The organism is Micromonospora sp. U21 (genome assembly GCF_018070045.1).
GTDB lineage: Bacteria > Actinomycetota > Actinomycetes > Mycobacteriales > Micromonosporaceae > Micromonospora.
The window spans coordinates 1-15,635 of record NZ_JAGPYK010000060.1; the positions used below are offsets into that span (position 1 = coordinate 1).

The 15,635-nt window shown below is 68.9% G+C and carries 18 protein-coding genes and 1 pseudogene; 9 read left to right on the forward strand and 10 right to left on the reverse strand.

The features are described from left to right. Positions 1-189 precede the first annotated feature (189 nt). Positions 190-636, forward strand: coding sequence for a hypothetical protein (locus KBX63_RS34190; protein ID WP_247663914.1), 447 nt, complete (start codon positions 190-192; stop codon positions 634-636). Here KBX63_RS34190 and KBX63_RS34195 read toward each other — a convergent pair. Both KBX63_RS34195 and KBX63_RS34200 read right to left on the reverse strand, forming a co-directional pair. Further along, positions 598-1,296, reverse strand: coding sequence for an HAD family hydrolase (locus tag KBX63_RS34195; protein WP_307871947.1), 699 nt, complete (start codon positions 1,294-1,296; stop codon positions 598-600). The genes KBX63_RS34190 and KBX63_RS34195 overlap by 39 nt on opposite strands. Positions 1,297-1,435: 139 nt before the next feature. Then, positions 1,436-2,620, reverse strand: a complete 1,185-nt coding sequence (locus KBX63_RS34200) for an IS110 family transposase (RefSeq protein WP_210918577.1) — start codon at positions 2,618-2,620, stop codon at positions 1,436-1,438. A 226-nt stretch (positions 2,621-2,846) separates the two neighbouring features. Here KBX63_RS34200 and KBX63_RS34205 point away from each other — a divergent pair, with 226 nt between their 5' ends. Further along, complete coding sequence (locus KBX63_RS34205; protein ID WP_210918578.1) at positions 2,847-2,987, forward strand: hypothetical protein; 141 nt, start codon at positions 2,847-2,849, stop codon at positions 2,985-2,987. A 243-nt stretch (positions 2,988-3,230) separates the two neighbouring features. After that, positions 3,231-3,599 carry a DNA-binding protein gene (locus KBX63_RS34210; protein ID WP_210918579.1) on the forward strand — a complete coding sequence of 123 codons (369 nt, stop codon included), beginning with the start codon at positions 3,231-3,233 and terminating at the stop codon, positions 3,597-3,599. A gap of 68 nt (positions 3,600-3,667) precedes the next feature. Here KBX63_RS34210 and KBX63_RS35820 read toward each other — a convergent pair whose 3' ends face one another. Both KBX63_RS35820 and KBX63_RS34215 read right to left on the reverse strand, forming a co-directional pair. Beyond that, positions 3,668-3,988: a hypothetical protein gene (locus KBX63_RS35820; RefSeq protein ID WP_247663915.1), complete on the reverse strand. Its 321-nt coding sequence runs from the start codon at positions 3,986-3,988 to the stop codon at positions 3,668-3,670. Continuing rightward, the gene (locus tag KBX63_RS34215; protein ID WP_247663916.1) at positions 3,988-4,971 is read right to left on the reverse strand and encodes a hypothetical protein; all 984 of its coding nucleotides are present in this window, start codon (positions 4,969-4,971) and stop codon (positions 3,988-3,990) included. Before KBX63_RS34215 ends, KBX63_RS35820 begins: the two co-directional genes overlap by 1 nt. A gap of 299 nt (positions 4,972-5,270) precedes the next feature. Here KBX63_RS34215 and xerC point away from each other — a divergent pair, with 299 nt between their 5' ends. The 5 genes from xerC (at position 5,271) to KBX63_RS34235 (ending at position 11,005) form a co-directional block, all read left to right on the forward strand. Next, positions 5,271-6,632, forward strand: a complete 1,362-nt coding sequence (xerC, locus tag KBX63_RS34220; protein ID WP_247663917.1) for a tyrosine recombinase XerC — start codon at positions 5,271-5,273, stop codon at positions 6,630-6,632. After that, positions 6,533-6,832: a tyrosine-type recombinase/integrase gene (locus tag KBX63_RS35825; protein WP_247663918.1), complete on the forward strand. Its 300-nt coding sequence runs from the start codon at positions 6,533-6,535 to the stop codon at positions 6,830-6,832. The genes xerC and KBX63_RS35825 overlap by 100 nt, the downstream gene beginning before the upstream one ends. A 248-nt stretch (positions 6,833-7,080) precedes the next feature. After that, the gene (locus tag KBX63_RS34225; protein WP_210918580.1) at positions 7,081-8,829 is read left to right on the forward strand and encodes an amidohydrolase; all 1,749 of its coding nucleotides are present in this window, start codon (positions 7,081-7,083) and stop codon (positions 8,827-8,829) included. Positions 8,830-9,032: 203 nt separating this feature from the next. After that, positions 9,033-10,100: an integrase core domain-containing protein gene (locus KBX63_RS34230; RefSeq protein WP_210918581.1), complete on the forward strand. Its 1,068-nt coding sequence runs from the start codon at positions 9,033-9,035 to the stop codon at positions 10,098-10,100. A 269-nt stretch (positions 10,101-10,369) separates the two neighbouring features. Continuing rightward, a complete protein-coding gene (locus tag KBX63_RS34235; protein WP_247663919.1) occupies positions 10,370-11,005 on the forward strand; it encodes a site-specific integrase in 636 nt (211 codons plus the stop codon). 41 nt (positions 11,006-11,046) lie between these two features. Here KBX63_RS34235 and KBX63_RS34240 read toward each other — a convergent pair whose 3' ends face one another. The 6 genes from KBX63_RS34240 to KBX63_RS34265 all read right to left on the reverse strand — a co-directional run bounded on the left by KBX63_RS34240 (position 11,047) and on the right by KBX63_RS34265 (position 14,333). Beyond that, entirely contained in the window at positions 11,047-11,835 is a 789-nt protein-coding gene (locus KBX63_RS34240) for a hypothetical protein (protein ID WP_210918582.1), read from the reverse strand. 319 nt (positions 11,836-12,154) lie between these two features. Then, positions 12,155-12,337, reverse strand: a complete 183-nt coding sequence (locus KBX63_RS34245; protein ID WP_307871948.1) for a DUF397 domain-containing protein — start codon at positions 12,335-12,337, stop codon at positions 12,155-12,157. Between the two features lie 62 nt (positions 12,338-12,399). Further along, positions 12,400-12,567: a hypothetical protein gene (locus KBX63_RS34250; protein ID WP_210918584.1), complete on the reverse strand. Its 168-nt coding sequence runs from the start codon at positions 12,565-12,567 to the stop codon at positions 12,400-12,402. Further along, a complete protein-coding gene (locus tag KBX63_RS34255; protein WP_210918585.1) occupies positions 12,564-12,830 on the reverse strand; it encodes a hypothetical protein in 267 nt (88 codons plus the stop codon). The genes KBX63_RS34250 and KBX63_RS34255 overlap by 4 nt, the downstream gene beginning before the upstream one ends. Then, on the reverse strand, positions 12,827-13,006 hold the full coding sequence (locus tag KBX63_RS34260; RefSeq protein ID WP_210918586.1) for a hypothetical protein: 180 nt from the start codon (positions 13,004-13,006) through the stop codon (positions 12,827-12,829). The genes KBX63_RS34255 and KBX63_RS34260 overlap by 4 nt, the downstream gene beginning before the upstream one ends. A 130-nt stretch (positions 13,007-13,136) precedes the next feature. Then, positions 13,137-14,333, reverse strand: a complete 1,197-nt coding sequence (locus tag KBX63_RS34265) for a helix-turn-helix transcriptional regulator (protein WP_210918587.1) — start codon at positions 14,331-14,333, stop codon at positions 13,137-13,139. 201 nt (positions 14,334-14,534) lie between these two features. On the opposite strand from KBX63_RS34265, the pseudogene KBX63_RS34270 reads away from it, so the two are divergent. Then, a pseudogene (locus KBX63_RS34270) lies at positions 14,535-15,002 on the forward strand (SitI3 family protein); the annotation flags it as partial. Positions 15,003-15,635: the final 633 nt, after the last annotated feature.

Genomic DNA, 15,635 nt, shown 5'->3' on the forward strand with positions numbered 1-15,635 from the left:
GGTGTCGTCGATCTTCACGTACAGTGCGGTCAAGAGGGTATCCAGGTCTTGCGTCACAACATGATCTTGGATGCCCTCTCTTCATGCCCAGACATCGACCCCTGACTTCGGAACTACTCGTCTAGGGCGAGTGACACCGGTACTCCCGGACGACGCGCGAGGGCTGGGTTCCGGCCCCCGCTGTCCCAGGTGCTGCTGCCCACCCCGCGGGCCACCGACGGTGAGAAGGGCTGCCCTGGGCAGCGAGGCTCGCACGGGGACCTCACCCTCCCCTCCGCGGCGGTGCGGGTCCCGGCCCGGATCCTGCCTACCCCGCGTGCGTCCGACGGGCGCGGTCCCGGGCGGCACGGCGACGGCGGCGCGGACCTGCGCACCACCGTTGCTGGGCTCGGGCAGCCCGACGAGCAGCGGTGGGGCGGCTACGCCGCTGCGGTCGCCCGCTGGGAGCTGCTGCTCGGCCGGCCCGCACCGGAACCCACGCAGACCGGCCGGCACGGCAAACCGGTCCTCGCACCGCCGTTCGTGGAGTGGCATCTCAATGACGAAGTCAAGGTGGTTGCTCTCTGGCTCGGCACGCTGGCATCGGCTCGTCTGCTGTCAACAGGGGGCCGAGAGCAGACGGATGAGTTCGCTTAGGGACACGATGCGGTCAGGCGTGTCGATGGGGCGCTCGTTCGTGCGGTCCAGGTGAACCGCGCGTAGGCCGGCGCTGCGCGCTGCCTCGACGTCGAGGTCGTAGCGGTCACCGACGTGTAGCACCGCCGTCGGTAGCAGCCCCCACCGCTGGCACGCGGCCAGGTAGGCCTCGGAGGCCGGCTTCGCGGCGCCCAGTTCCTCTGCGGTGTACACCGGGCCGACACGGCCGGCGAGTCCGACCCTGGCCAGCTTGTCGTTCTGCTGCTCAATCGTTCCGTTGGTCAGCACCGCGGTCTGCAGGCCTGCGCGGTGGATCGCCGTCAAGGTCTCTTCGACGTCGTCGAAAACGCGCCAGGACTTCTCGTACCAGCGCAGGTAGCCCGCGAAGACGTCGTCCAGGTGTGCTTCGTCGTCGACGAAGGGCACACCGAGCGCGGGTAGGAAGTCCCGAAGTCGGCGACGTCGCTGCTCCTGGAAGCTGATTCGTCGTTCACGCCAGCCGATCAGATGACGCTCCTGTGCAGCTGACCAGAGCTGGAGAACCTCAGCCGTGGCCGACACGCCGAGAGTGGGCAGCCAGCTACGCAGTGCGTCGGCCACGGCGCCCTCATGGTCGATGAGCGTTCCATCCAGGTCCAGCAACACGCCGCGCAGGTTCACCGCCGCACTTTATGACGGATCGGCCGGCGGCGCGTCGAGGAGGACCAACGGAGCCATCGGTAACCTCGCGGCACCGACGGTCGGTGGGGTCGATGTGGTGGGGTTGAGCGTCATGCTCGGGGTGGCCCAGCGCAGGCGGTCAGGTCGCCGGGGTCGGGGCGACTGGTTGGAAGCAGCGATGGTCGCGCAGCAGCGCCCAGAGCACGTCGACGCGTCTGCGTGCCAGTGCTATCAGCGCCTGACGTGGCTTGCGGCCCTCGGCCCGCTTGCGGTCGAAGTATTCACGATTGGGCCCGGCGAACTTGAGGCTGGTCAGCGCCGACATGTAGAAGACCCGACGCAGCGTACGGCTGTAGTGCTTCGGTCTGCGCATGACGCCGACCCGCCGACCCGATTCGCGCGGTACCGGCGCCAGTCCTGCGAACGCGGCGAGGTGGTCGGCGTCGCGGACGTTGCCGGTGTCTCCGATGGCGGCCAGGAACTCCGCACCCAGCACGGGTCCCATCCCTGGCATGCTCAAGATGATCGGTGCCTGCGGGTGCTGCTCGAACAGCTCAGCGATCTCGTTGTCGAGCTCCTGAATCCTGCGGTGCAGGGCCAGCAGGTAGCTGGCCATCTGCTGGATCAACCGAGCGGTCGCGTTCTGGCCGGGAAGTGTGACCGTCTGGGCTTCGGCGGCGGCCAGGGCCTTGTTCGCAAGGATCGTGGCCTTGCGGGCTTGCCGGGCCTTGAGCTGAGCGGTGATTTCTTCGCGTCCGGCGTCGCGGATCGCCTGCGGAGTCTGGAAGAGCTCCAGCAGGATCAGCGGACCGCGTTTGGCGAAGTTGAACGCCTTCTCCAGGGCAGGGAACGTGCCGGTCAGGTAGTCCCGCAGGCGGGTGATCGTGCGGGTCCAGTCGGTCGTCAAATCGGCGCGGTGGGCGGTCAGCACGGCCAGTTCGGCGATCAACTCCGGCTTGATGCTCAAGGCGGCGAGGTCCCTGCGCAAGCGGGCGGTCTCGGCGATGACCCAGGCATCCTTGGCGTCGGTCTTGCCCTCGCCGCGGAACGCACCGGACATCCGGTGCACCGTCCGGCCGGGCATGTACACCAGACGCTGACCGGCGGACAACAGCAGCGCGATCGCCAGCGCAGCCGGACTGCCCGCGAGATCGATCGCCCAGGTCACGTTCTCTGCGGTACGAAGACCCTTGCCGATCAGCTCCTCGATTGCGGCCTGGTCGTTGGCCACCCGCTGCGACCAGATCACCTGGCCGCCGTCGTCGACCGCCGTCGCGTGATGCGCCGATTTCCCTGCATCGATGCCGATCCAGGCCCGCTCCACCCCGTCCTCCTCAACTCGACGTTACGAATCTCCCAACGGAGACCACCCCGCCTGCACAGCCTTAGATAGCGACGGCTCGCGGCTCTCAATCAGCGGTCAGGGCGTCCAGAAGGAGCCGGGCGGCCATGCCACTCAGGCCACCAGACGGCGTCATGGGCCAAGCCACACCCGGCCCCTCTGGGTAGTCCAGATGATCTCACCCGGACGATCGAACACCCTAAGGCTCATGGGCCTCGACCCAGGCCACGTCACCGACCCCGACCTGGGACTGCCGCGCACCCTCGCGCTGCGAGTCCTCGGCAACGGCGTCGTCCCCCAACAGGCCGCCGCCGCCCTGCGGCTGCTGCTCTGCCCGTACCGGTGGTAGCGGGAAACCCAGGTCCTCTGGCCTATGGACTTATTCAGCGATGGCGCGCTGGCTGAGGTCAGGGTGCCGGTGAGCTCCCGCCAACCGGCCCGGGCATGCTCCGTGCCTTCACAGGCTCGCTCCTCTGGGCGGCACCGCCAATCCGACGGGATGGCGGTGCCGCCTGCGGCGAGCCAGCCCTCATCTGAAACCCAGGACCCCACCTACCCCTGCAACTGATGCCCGAGAGTAGGAGTCAAGCCCATGCGATCAGCACGACGAACCCGCAACCCCGCCCCAGCCGCCGACCCAGGCAGCGACGACGCACCCTGTTCCTGGACCACGCAGCGCATCCTGGCGTTGGAGGCGACCACGGACCTCGCCACCGCCGCCGCCATCCTCGGCATCTCCCGCTCGGCGGCCTACAAGCTGGCCGCCCGCGACGCCTTCCCGGTGCCCCTGTTCCGGGCCGGCGCGTACTACCGCGTGCCAACCGCCCCGATCCTGCGGAAACTGCACCTCGAATCCCCACCGGTACCCACAGCTGATGGAACCGACAGGGCGGGTGCCGACGGGGACGGCGGGTATTCGGGCGGGGACAGGGACACCACGGGCTGCAGCCCTACGCCTTGACCGCGCCCGGGTAGTACGCCCTGTGCGCCGGCACGGCTCCGTACGCCGTGTCGGTGCAGTCGCGCCGACTACTGCTTGACGACGTCGGAGAGGAGCCGGACCAGGGTGCGGCGCAACACCCGCTCGATGTCATCCACGACGGCTGACAGGTCATCTGTCGGCTGACCGGCGAGCGTGCGCAGTTCCCGCCCGCTCGGGTCATCTCCGTGCATCTCGTCGTTGCGGAGCCCGTATCCCAGACGCAGGAGGGCCTCGAGCCGCTCGGGCGGCGCCTGCAGGACAGGGTCGTCTGCCAAGAGCGTGGTCGCTCCGTCAACGACCTTGTCCTGCTTGCGGCGATCCTGTGGCAGGCCCCGCAGTTTGATGAACAGCACCTCGGCGCAGACCATCAGGTCGATGAGCCGGTCGGTCGGTACCCGGTCGGCCCCGCCAGGACCAGCCGGCGCAGCGCGGTCTGGAGGCCCCGGTTCTCCCGGACCGCGGGATGTGTGAGGAGGCCGTACACCTCGCGCACCGTCTCGACCTGCTCTCGCCCAAGGATCGTCGGTCGCTCCTCGTCGAAGGCGGGCAACGCCGACAGCGACGCCGTCGGCCCCAGACCCTGGGGAAAGTCGCCGTCGGCCTGGCAGCGGATCGCCCGAGTCGCGGTGACGGACCCGCCGCACACCAGCCGCAGCGCGGTCACCAGATGACTGGCCGGTTCGACCAGCGAGGGAAACACCGGCGCCGTCGGGTGCGCGGGCACATCCACCGACGAGCACACCGGGTACGAGGTACAGCGGGTCAGGGCCCACTGGTGGAACCGCGACACGGTCACCGAGTTGCCGGCGAAGGTGATCGGAACCGCGAGGTAGCCGATCGCGGCGCTCATCTGCTGGTCGCTCATCGCTTGCAGCACCAGGCCGTCTGGCAAGGTGACCGCCTCGATGCCCGCGGTGGGGGTGAAGGCGTTGAGCGGGACAGCCTCGACCAGCCGCGCCCGCGTGGCCAGCAGACCTTCCTCCAGCCGGCTGTACGCGCCGTCGAAGGCGTCCTGGTCGAACCGGTAGCCCCGAACGGCGGCAACCATGGGTTCCAGGATGTGCTGCACGAGCGTCCACCCCAATTGCCGGTGGGTGAGGGCGAACTCCACACCGACGACGCAATCCACCCGCTCGCGCAGCACCTCATCGGCGGCGACGACGACGCGGACCGCCGCCATCTCGGCGAAGGTGTCCAGGAACCGGTAGTCCGAGACCCGTTCCGGCATCTGCCAGGCGCCGCGCCGGACGGCGACGAACGATTCCTGCCCGTGGCGGTGCCACTCGCCGAAGTCAGGGACCGTCGCGAACACCGGGACGCCGTCGCCAGCGGCGAGGTCGCCGAGCGCCACCGCCATCAACTGTGCCGCAGCCGCCCGTAACTGTGGGCGCCGCACCCGACCCCTCGCCACGTCATCTGCCGCCACCATTGCCGTCCTCCATGCCCGATCTCGTCCGAACCGGACAGGATCCCAGACTCAGCAAGCAAGTCACATCTGACTTTCGCCGGCCACGCCCGCCCTCGCGGCGCATGGGGCCAACCCACCGGAACTGGAACCGCGGCGACTTGATCGTGCCCGCCGGTCACGCGTGGATGTCGATCGACCAAACCGATGCTCAGCAACCCCAACGAACGGGAGCACCACCACCGATGCCAGACGGAAGCATCTTCAAGCGCTGCGGCTGCCGCCACCCCGACACCGGCAAGCCACTGGGAAACGACTGCCCGAAACTACGCCGCGCGAACCGCGCCTGGAGCTCCGACCACGGCCACTGGGCCTACCAGCTCGAACTACCACCCACCGCTAATGGTGGGCGCCGGCAGCTACGCCGCTCCGGCCTTCCCACCCGCCGTGCCGCCGCCGACGAACTCGACCACGCCCGCGACCTGCTCGCCCTCGCCAGTGGTGACCGGCGCCGCCGTACCGAGATCGCCGAACTGCTGCAAGTCGCCGTACGCGCCAAACGTCCCCTGCCCGAGGTCGACCGCATCCGTCAGCGCCTGCGTGGTGACGGTGCGCTGGCCGACATGCCCACCGTCGCCGAGTACGTCACCGGCTGGCTGACCCACCTCACGATCGACGCGAACACGCAGCGCGGCTACGAATCGATCGCCCGGGTCCATTTGATCCCCCACCTGGGGGACATCCCGCTGGACAAGCTGCGCACCACCCATATCCGCGCCATGTTCGCCGCCATCGAGCGCCGCAACGACGAGATCGCCGCCGCGAAGGCGAGCACCGACCCAGCCATTCGCACGTCCGTCACCGGCGTGCGACCCACCGGCGCCACCACACGCCAACGCATCCGCGCCTGTCTGCGCAAGGCGATCAACGACGCCCTCGCCGACGAGCTCATCGTCGGCGCCAACCCCGCCGCCCTGGTCAAGGTCCCTGCCGACCGGCCCCTGCCGATCGTGTGGGAGGACGAACGCGTACAGCGGTGGAAGAGCACCGGTGAGGTCCCCGGACCGGTGATGGTGTGGACTGATTCCCAGGTCGTGCAGTTCCTCGACTACGCAGCCGTTCACGCCCCCGACCTACACCCCATGTGGCACTACATGGCCTACCGCGGGCCCCGCCGCGGCGAGGCGTGCGGCCTGCGCGAAAGCGAGGTACGCCTGCACCACCGCGAGACCACCATCAACAACCAGATCGCCACCCACGGCTACGCCGCCGTGCAGAAACCACCGAAGAGCAGGGCCGGAAACCGCGACGTCGCCCTCGACACCGACACGACCAAGGTCCTCACCGCCTACAAGGCCCGCCGCGCCGCCTGGCAACTCGCCGCCGGCGACACATGGCCCGACACCGGACTGTTCTTCGTCCGCCCCGACGGGCAGCCGTGGCACCCCAACGCCGTCACCCAACGGTTCCGCAAACTCATCCGCAAAGCCGGGCTGCCCCGACTCGGTTGCACGACCTGCGCCACAGCGCCGCCACCATCGCCCTCGACGCCGGCATCGACATCAAGGTCGTCTCCGAGCAACTCGGCCACTCCACCACGACCCTGACCCGCGACACCTACCAAAGCGTCACTAAGCGGATGCACCAGGACGCCGCCGATGCCGTCGCGAAAAAGATGGGAATGTGCGAACGGCCTTTCATCGATCCCTCGCCACGTCGAGGGGTTGACATCGAACGATCTATATTGTTAGCTCAGGGCAACCGATTGGAAGTTTGCAGTAAGGTCTCCCAGCAAGGAAGGCATTGAGTTGACAACGAGCGCAGAATCACCTCTACTCCTGCCCCGTGCCATTTCCCACAGTGATTGCACGGACGCTACATAACGGCCCTGACCTGCGAAGCCACCCCCCAGCAAAACACTCTCTCCATCACCCCGTCTGCGTCGCCAAATCGCTAGGCGAACCTGCCTGGCGATTACGTTACGTGCCATTCTCTCAATCTCGGCGATCCGTTGTCCCGTGCTGTTCGTCAGCCATAGCTCGAGGAGAGTACGCCATGTGCGAAACTGACCACCTTTCATCCTCAAGCTACAACCGCCGCGACCTGTTGCAGATGCTCGGTGTCGCCGGCGTGGGAATGGCGGTGGCTCCCGCCCTGGCCGCCGATCCGGCGATGGCTGCCGCGTCGGACCTCGCGCTCGACCCGAAGACCATGCCCACCGACTTCGTCAACTACGAGCCGCCGACCGACCTGGCAGTCGACTCGCAGGCCAAGGACGCGGCGATCTCGTGGATCGACCGCGAGGCCGACGGCATCGTCGGCCTCAACGACCGAATCTGGGAGTTCGCCGAGCCGTCGCTCGCGGAGTGGAACTCCTCATGGGCCGAGGCCCAGTACCTGCGGGCCAACGGATTCACGATCGAGTGGGGGGCAGGTGGTATGCCCACCGCGTTCGTCGCCACCTTCAGCCACGGCACCGGCACGCCGGTGATCGGCTTCAGCGGCGAGTACGACGCGCTGCCGGGGCTGTCGCAGGAAAAGGCCAAAGCGAAGCACTCACCCCTGGTCTACAACCACGATCCGTACGCCCCGACGTACGGTTTCGGGCACGGCTGCGGGCACAACGCCCTCGGGGCGGCAGCGGCCGGTGCGGCCGCGGCGACGGCTGCGGCCATGCGGGCCCGCAGACTCGACGGCACGATCAGGTTCTTCGGGTCCACCGCCGAGGAGCAACTGGTCGGAAAGTCCGTGGCGGTGAAGGCGGGTGTCTACAAGGGCCTGGATGCGTTCGTCGACTGGCACCCAGGCACCGGCAACAGCACCAGCTGGGGCTCGGGTAACGCGATGTACAGCATCGCCTTCCACTTCCTGGGCACCGACGGTCACGGCGGTTCGCCACTGGGGACGAGGTCGACGCAGGACGCCGTCAGCGCCATGTCGATGCTGACCGAGTTCCTTCGGGAGAGCGACATGGCGCACACCGCTCGGATGCACCACGCGATCCGGCAGACCGGCCAGGCCCCGAACGTCTTCCCCACCCTGTCGAGCATCTGGTACTACGCGCGAGAGGGCAGTCCGGCCCGCGCCAAGATCCTCATGGACAAGATCACCAAGTGCGCGGAGGCTGCGGCCATGGCCACAGGCACCCGACTGGAGCACCGCATCATGGGCGGTGTGTGGAACAAACTCGGCAACAAGCGCGGCGCCGAGCTCATGTACGCCAACATGGTGCAGGTCGGCGCCCCATCCTTCTCAGAGAAGGACCAGGAGTTCGGTAAGGCGCTGCAGAAGTGGAACGGATCGGCGGAGACCGGCTTCTCCAGCAAGATCAGCACGCTCCAGCCGCCCGCGCCGGTGTTCATGGGTGGCGGCTCCACCGACGTCGCCGACATCAGCTGGCAGGTACCCACCATCTCGATGGGCACCGCCCACCAGCCGGGCGGCACCAAGAACCACTCCTGGCACCACACCGCCACCGCCGCGGCCCACGCCGGTCACGTTGCCACGCTCATCGCCGCCAAGTACCTCACGGCCACCACGATCGACCTGCTCACCCAGCCGAACATCCTCGCGGAGATGAAGGAGGAGTTCGCTCGCCGGACTGAAAAGGTCAAGTGGACGAGCATGCTCCCCGACGACTACCAGCTCCCGCTGTACGAGCCGCCTGCGTGGTTCCTGCAGCGCACTCGGCAGGCGTGGCCGCCGAAGGGCGTCCAGTGGCCGCCGCGGCGGATCGTCTCGACGGAGACCTCCCCGGACCTCGGCCCGGCGCTACCGCCATCGAACCTGCCCCCGCTTGAGTAGACGAACGCCTCGTCGGAGACCTCGGTGCGGCCAGCCTTGCCACTTCGGGTGGCAGGGTTGGCCGTCGAGGATCTCATGCTGTCCACGTGGGTCGCTTCGGTGCTGCGCCCGCTTCGAGGAACCTGCGGGGTTCCAAAACGCGGTCATCGTGGCTGACCTGGCCGGACGTGGTTCCTATCAGGGATGCCTGACACCATCGTTGGGTGTCGCTCCACCTGATCTACCTCGTGTTCTGCCGGATCGCCGGCTGGCTGTCCCTGCTCGCTCGGACCACCGCAGCCAAGGACCTGGAGATTCTGGTCCTGCGCCACGAGAACGCGGTCCTGCGCCGACAGAACCCCAATCCGCGCCCGGACTGGGCCGACCGCGCAGCGCTCGCCGCCCTGATCAGGCTCCTGCCACGGACGTTGAAGGCCCATCGGCTCGTCACCCCAGCCACGGTCCTTCGCTGGCATCGGCGGCTGGTCGCCCGCCACTGGACGTATCCACACCGGCTCGGGCGTCCGCCCATCGACCCCGCGCTGGCCGCGCTGGTCGAGCAGATGGCCCGGGACAACCCGGGCTGGGGCTACCAACGAATTCAAGGAGAGCTGCTCGGTCTTGGTCACCGGATCGGCGCGTCGACGATCCGCAGGATCCTCAAACGGCTGGGCATACCGCCGGCACCCGTACGCCGCGACCACACCACGTGGCGACGATTCCTGCGCACCCAAGCATCGACCATGTTCGCCTGCGACTTCTTCCACGTCGACTGCGCGCTCACCCTGCAGCGCCTGTACGTGTTCTTCATGATCGAGATCGGTAGCCGCTACGTGCACGTCCTCGGCGTCACCACCAACCCCGACGGGCCGTGGACCGTCCAGCAGGCCAGGAACCTGCTCATGGACCTGGGCGAGCGCGTCGATCAGTTCAGATTCCTGATCCGGGACCGGGCTGGGCAGTTCACCGACACCTTCGACACCGTGCTGACCGACGCAGGCGTCACGGTATGCAAGATCCCACCGCGAAGTCCGCGAGCGAACGCCTTCGCGGAAAGGTTCGTCCTCACCGCCCGCAGCGGGGTCACCGACCGCATGCTCATCCTCGGACAAGGGCATCTACGCCGCACGCTCGACGGATACGCGCGTCACTACAACGGGCGGCGGCCACACCGAGCCCTGCAGTTGCAGTCCTCGCGCTCCGACCGTCCCGTCGTTGACCTGACCCACGAGCGGATCAAACGCCGGCCCGTCCTCGGCGGGCTGATCACAGAGTACGAACGAGCCGCATAGAAGCCCAGCTCGGGCCAAATGACAGGGTTCTGGAACCCACAGGCGTCCGCGCCACGGTCGCCGGTGTCCGCCCGACCGGACCCTCGACCCGCCAACGCATCCGCGCCTGCCTCCGCAAGGCGATCAACGACGCACTCGCCGACGAACTCATCGTCGGCTCCAACCCCGCAGCCCTGGTCAAGACCCCCGCCAACCGGCCGCTGCCCATCGTGTGGGAAGACGAACGGGTACAGAGGTGGAAGGCCACCGGGAAGGTCCCCAGCCCCGTCATGGTGTGGACCGACACGCAGATCGTGCAGTTCCTCGACTACGCGGCCGAACATGCCCCCGACCTGTACCCGATGTGGCACTACATGGCCTACCGCGGGCCCCGCCGCGGTGAGGCGTGCGGGCTACGCGACAGCGAGGTCCGCCTCCACCGCCGCGAGACGACGATCAACAACCAGATCGCCACCCACGGCTACACCCCGGTGCAGAAGCCGCCCAAGAGCAGAGCCGGCAACCGCGACCTGATACTCGACGCCAACACCGTCAAGGTCCTCACCGCCTACAAGGCCCGCCGCGCCGCCTGGCAGCTTGCCGCCGGTAGCAGCTGGCACGACACCGGCCTGTTCTTCGTCCGCCCCGACGGACAGCCCTGGCACCCCAACGCCGTAACCCAACGCTTCCGCAAACTCGTCCGTAAAGCCGGGCTCCCTCCGATCCGGCTGCACGACCTACGCCACAGCGCCGCCACCGTGGCCCTCGACGCCGGCGTCGACATCAAAGTCCTCGCCGAACAACTCGGCCACTCCACAACCACCCTCACCCGCGACACCTACCAGAGCGTCACCAAGGAGTTGCACCGCAGTGCCGCGGACGCGGTGGCCAACACGATCGACCGGCGTCGTCCGAAGACGGCGTGAGGGCGTAGACAGATCGGAACCGCCCGGTGCTTCCCGGTTGTTCACCTGGCCCTACGCGTTTGCGACCGGTCGTCGTACAGGCGCCAGCCAGCGCCGGTTATCTGGACGGCGAAGAACACGGCGAAGAACAAGCTCTGCACGTTCGCCGTGATCCTCATGTGCGCGAAACCGGCCGGCGCGCCGGGCAGCTCGGTCCGGCTCACCACGTTCAACGTCGCCCAGAAGTCCCCGTGTGCGATCGCACTGCACATCTTCCAAGTGATCAGGAACGCCTTGTGGCCACTGGGCATGGTGTCGCCCGCTGTCTTGACGATCTCGGCGTAGCCCGGCGCCTTCACGGCGGCGGCCTCGGGGACGCCTCTGCGTCTCGCGATCGCGCGGACCTCGTCGAGGCGCTCCGCTTCGGTCTTGGGGCCGGTCGCGCCGAGCAGTTTCTTCATGGCCTCGCCCCCTCGGATGTCGAGCGTCGCGAATCGCAGCCTCCGGAGGATCCGCTCGGCGCGGTCATCCGGTGCGAGCAGCCACACGGCCGCGCTGGCGTTCTCCAAGGCAGCGCGGGCCAGGGAGTAGGGGGCGTACATGTGCATCACGTGCGCGTCCTTCAGCACAGTGCGCAGGCAGTGGAGATGATCGACGGCGTGTGAGAGCGCGTGCCAAGCCGCCTGGCTGAGCTGGTACGGGTGCGTTTCCTTGTCGTCGCGGCGCATGATGCTCCGCTCCCGGGCAGTCGGATGTGGGCTGCTGGGGTCCATGCGCTTGAGCCACGGTTCGATCTTGTCGAGGTGCCGGAACATCTCGGCGAACAGCTGCTGCTCTTCGTCCCCAGTCATGGCCACGACGGTAGGGCCATGGGGTCGGGCTGAGAAACCTGAATTGGCGGGCCAGCCTGCCCGCGACCACGCAGTGCCCCGGTCGACGAGCGGCCGGTCAGTAGCGGCGGCCGGCCGGCCAGAGGCCGTTCTGCCGGCGGCGGCATTCCTCGAGCGGGCAGACGCAGTACCAGCCGAGCTCCAAGGTGGGAATCCGATCGCCGCCGCACATGTGCGACACCTCAACGAGGATCGTGTCGGCACAGCCCAGACAGCGCGACGGGCGCGCAGCAGGGGCCGGCCCCGAACTGGCGGCCGACCCCCGGTGCGCCACGGCCGGTCAGAAGTCCTGGCCGGCGCGGACGCTGGACACGAACACCGCCCACTCCTCGGGATCGAACACGACCTGCACCTGCGGGCGCTGCGAGTTGCGGACGATCCGGTTGAGGTCGGCGTCGACGGCGACCTCCACGCAGTTCGGGCCGCTGTTGTCGCAGCGGTCCGGGCGGATGAACTTCAGCACGGGCAATCTCCTTTGGGTCAGCCGGCCGTCGGGTACGGCCGGTCGCCGGTGGTGAGGGGCGGTCATGGGGGGAGCAGCAGGTCGTGGGCGACGAGCTGACCGAACGCCTCCGCCCACTCCCGGCAGCGGCCCGGGGTGCGGCATCGGGGGCAGCGGCGCTCGACGGCCTGGTGCTCGGTGAGGGTTCGCCGCCAGCGGGCGGCCGGCCGGTCCAGCGTCCGGGTGGTCATGCGCGTTGGCCCGCCACCGCGGTGGCCAGGACGTCGACGTCGATGAGCATCTCGAAGCAGAACGGGGCGGTGCAGTCGGCGGACTCCCACGCACAGTCCGGTCCGTGGCCGTACACCCAGGCGTACGCCGGATCGTGGGACTCGTGGACACTGACGATCACCACGACGTGGTCGGTGTGCCCGGGATTGCCGGGACTGGACTGCCACTCGCCGGCCCGCACCGACACCCGGGCGCCCGGGCCGGGCATCATCCGGGCGGTCACCAGGCACGCCCGTCGTAGCGGTGCTCCGCCCGCCGCCGACGGGCCTGCGCGAGCAGCCGTTCCCGCCCGGCGGCCTGTTCGCGTTCCTGAATGGCCGGCCCGGCCGGTTCCGCCGGTGGAAGCGGCGGCGCAGTCAGCTGGGTGAGTGCCTTCCACAGGCTGATCAGCGTCTGCACACGCACCTCCCCGGTCTGGGGCGCGGTGTCCTCCGCGACGGTGCTGCAGTTGATCCGCGCCCGGCTTCCTGACCAGGACGTTAGGGAGGAACACGGGCCGCGACGGGAACAGTCTGTACCCCCGGCCGGGTTACCCCTCTACGCCGATCGCGAGCGCGAGTTCCCGGGCATCCTCCCCGACGGTGCCCGGCCGTGACGACAGCTCAACGGCGGCGGTGCGGGCGTACGGGTGGTGCCGGACCGTGTCGACGCTCTCCCGCAGCGCCCGGCCGAGCAGGTGCACAGCGGCGACTTCCTCACGGCGCAGCAGGTGCGCGCGGGCGGCCTCGATCAGGTGCCCGGCGCGGCGGGTACGCGACGGCAGCGCGCTGTAGTTCGTCGAGTCGGCCCGGCGGACGGCCTCGCCGGCGCGGCACAGGTCCGTCTCCAGCGTCACCGCGTAGGCCTCGCAGGCCGCCGGCCCGAACATCAGCCATGGATGGGCGTAGCCGGCGCCCAGCCGGCCGGCAGCGGCGTTGGCGGCGTCCCATGCGCGCCAGGCCTGCCCGTCCCGGCCGGCCTTCGCGTGACCAAGCGCGCGCCCCAGCTGGAGCTGCGCCCACCGGGCGTATTGCTCGGCGCCGGCCTCCGGGTCGACTAGCTGGTCGGCGTCGACGAGGACCTGCTCGGCCGCGTCGACCTGGTTCGCGGACCGGTAGACGTGGGCGTAGTACCAGGCGGCGGCGGCGATCGCGGCCGGGTCGTCGGCGTCCTGCGCCGCGCCCATGGCCCGGTCGGCGGCCAGCCACACCAGTTCCGGGTAGGGCTGGTGGGCCATGTACAGCTGCGCCAGGTGGTAGACGCGCGCCAGCTCGGCCTGCGCCGCCCGCCGGTCGCTCCCGTCGAATCGCCGCGCCGAGCGCCGGGCGTCGTCGAGCAACGTCGGTAGCACCGCGGCGACTGCTGTCCGCTCGGTGCTGGAGCGGTGCCACAGCGTCCACGCCTGGTCGACCAGGCCGCGCAGCACGTCGACGGGCGTCGGTTCGCCGGCGGCGACGGTGGTGCGTTGCATGGCCGCGGCGACGCTGTCCACCGCCGGGTGTCCAGCGCGGGTCACCGACGCCACCGGTAGTGACTGGTCACCGGTCAACTCGGCCAGGTTCGTGATGTCGAGGACCTCGGCCAGGCGTAGCAGCATCGGCAGGCGGGGCGTGAGCAGCCGGCCCGATTCCAAGGCCTTGACCCACTCGGCGCTGCGGCCGACGAGGCCGCCGAGCACAGCGCGGGTCTTACCGGCGCGCTCGCGGTGGCCACGTAGGCGGGTGCCGAAGGACGTTGGTTCCGTCATGACCGCTCCCAGGTAGAGGACTGGGCGGCGGCCCTGCCGGCCTCTACCCCGGCGGGCCGCCACTACCGACGGTACCGCCGGCCTGCACGGCCGTCACGCCGTCACGCCGTCGAGCGGACAGCGACGGCCCGCGCACTGGGTCTGGCCACCGACGCGCTCCGCCTCATCGCGGCCGTCGCAGAGGAGCGGGATCTGAGCGCGATGGTGGTCCAGTACCCGCGGCTCGGGGCGGCTGTGGAGCTCAGACTGACACTGGCGGGCGACCTCCCGCTGGAACATGTGGCTGATCTCGTGGCAGTGGACACCGCCGAGAGATCGAGGCCGACCGGCGCCAACCTGCGGCTGTTCAGTGCTCACCTCTACGACACGCGTGGGTACCCGCTGACCCTCTCCTTAGGGCGACAGGGCTATTTCGATGCCGAGGCCGACGACGGTGCCCGCTGGGAGTGGGAGCCGGAGACGCACGTCGACATCGACTTTTCCATGCGGGCGGACGACGTGGTCGACAAGGAGATCCCGAACATGATGAAGGCCGTGGCCCGTGTGTTGGCCGCCCGGCAGGAGGACGCGGCGCTGGTCCAGAACGGCAACTGGCTGCTGCTGACCCGTGTCTGGGGCGGACTCCGCAGACACCGGCCTACCTGGTGGAGCCACTACGGAGTAGCCGACCATCACCCCATGAACCGACCGAGAGCGGGTGACCCGCTGACGAACGACGCGGCTTCGGCCCGTCGTCCGTACGCGACGTCAACGTCGAATTCGTTTTCCTCGGCCCGGCGGACCTGACCCGCGACAACGACGACCGGGCCGCCGCGCGGCTGATGGCGACCTGGCCGGATCCCCCGTGGGAGGTGCCCAGCCGGGGGAGCAAGCAGCCCCGCATGATCTTCGATGATGTGCGCGGTGTGTGCTCTCCAGCGGATGCCAACCCGGGTGAACCAGTGCCAACGCGGGTCACCGCGGACGACCGACGGTCGCAACCCGGGGTACGTGTGCTCCAGCTGTGGTCCTGGGCTGGGAGAACGGGGGTCCGGGGAACGTGGGTGAGCGTGGGCCACTCCCTGCCACTCCAGGTGAACCCCAGGTCGCTAGACTGGGCCCTCGCGCCCTCGTAGCTCAGGGGATAGAGCATCGGTTTCCTAAACCGTGTGTCGCAGGTTCGAATCCAGCCGGGTACGCCTGGAAGATCCTCGACGTACCCTCACACAGTGCTGATCAAGGTGATGGACGACTACGGATGCTGGCCCCTGTGGGTCCGTGACGACCCCAATGACGTCTACGAGCCGCACGATCCTGCAACGC

Coding starts and splice junctions, on each gene's coding strand:
- KBX63_RS34205 (WP_210918578.1), top strand. CDS start 2,847: ATGGGCCTCGACCCAGGCCACGTCACCGACCCCGACCTGGGACTGCCG.
- KBX63_RS34210 (WP_210918579.1), top strand. CDS start 3,231: ATGCGATCAGCACGACGAACCCGCAACCCCGCCCCAGCCGCCGACCCA.
- KBX63_RS35820 (WP_247663915.1), bottom strand. CDS start 3,988: ATGGTCTGCGCCGAGGTGCTGTTCATCAAACTGCGGGGCCTGCCACAG.
- xerC (WP_247663917.1), top strand. CDS start 5,271: ATGCCAGACGGAAGCATCTTCAAGCGCTGCGGCTGCCGCCACCCCGAC.
- KBX63_RS34225 (WP_210918580.1), top strand. CDS start 7,081: ATGTGCGAAACTGACCACCTTTCATCCTCAAGCTACAACCGCCGCGAC.
- KBX63_RS34235 (WP_247663919.1), top strand. CDS start 10,370: ATGGTGTGGACCGACACGCAGATCGTGCAGTTCCTCGACTACGCGGCC.
- KBX63_RS34240 (WP_210918582.1), bottom strand. CDS start 11,835: ATGACTGGGGACGAAGAGCAGCAGCTGTTCGCCGAGATGTTCCGGCAC.
- KBX63_RS34250 (WP_210918584.1), bottom strand. CDS start 12,567: ATGACCACCCGGACGCTGGACCGGCCGGCCGCCCGCTGGCGGCGAACC.
- KBX63_RS34265 (WP_210918587.1), bottom strand. CDS start 14,333: ATGACGGAACCAACGTCCTTCGGCACCCGCCTACGTGGCCACCGCGAG.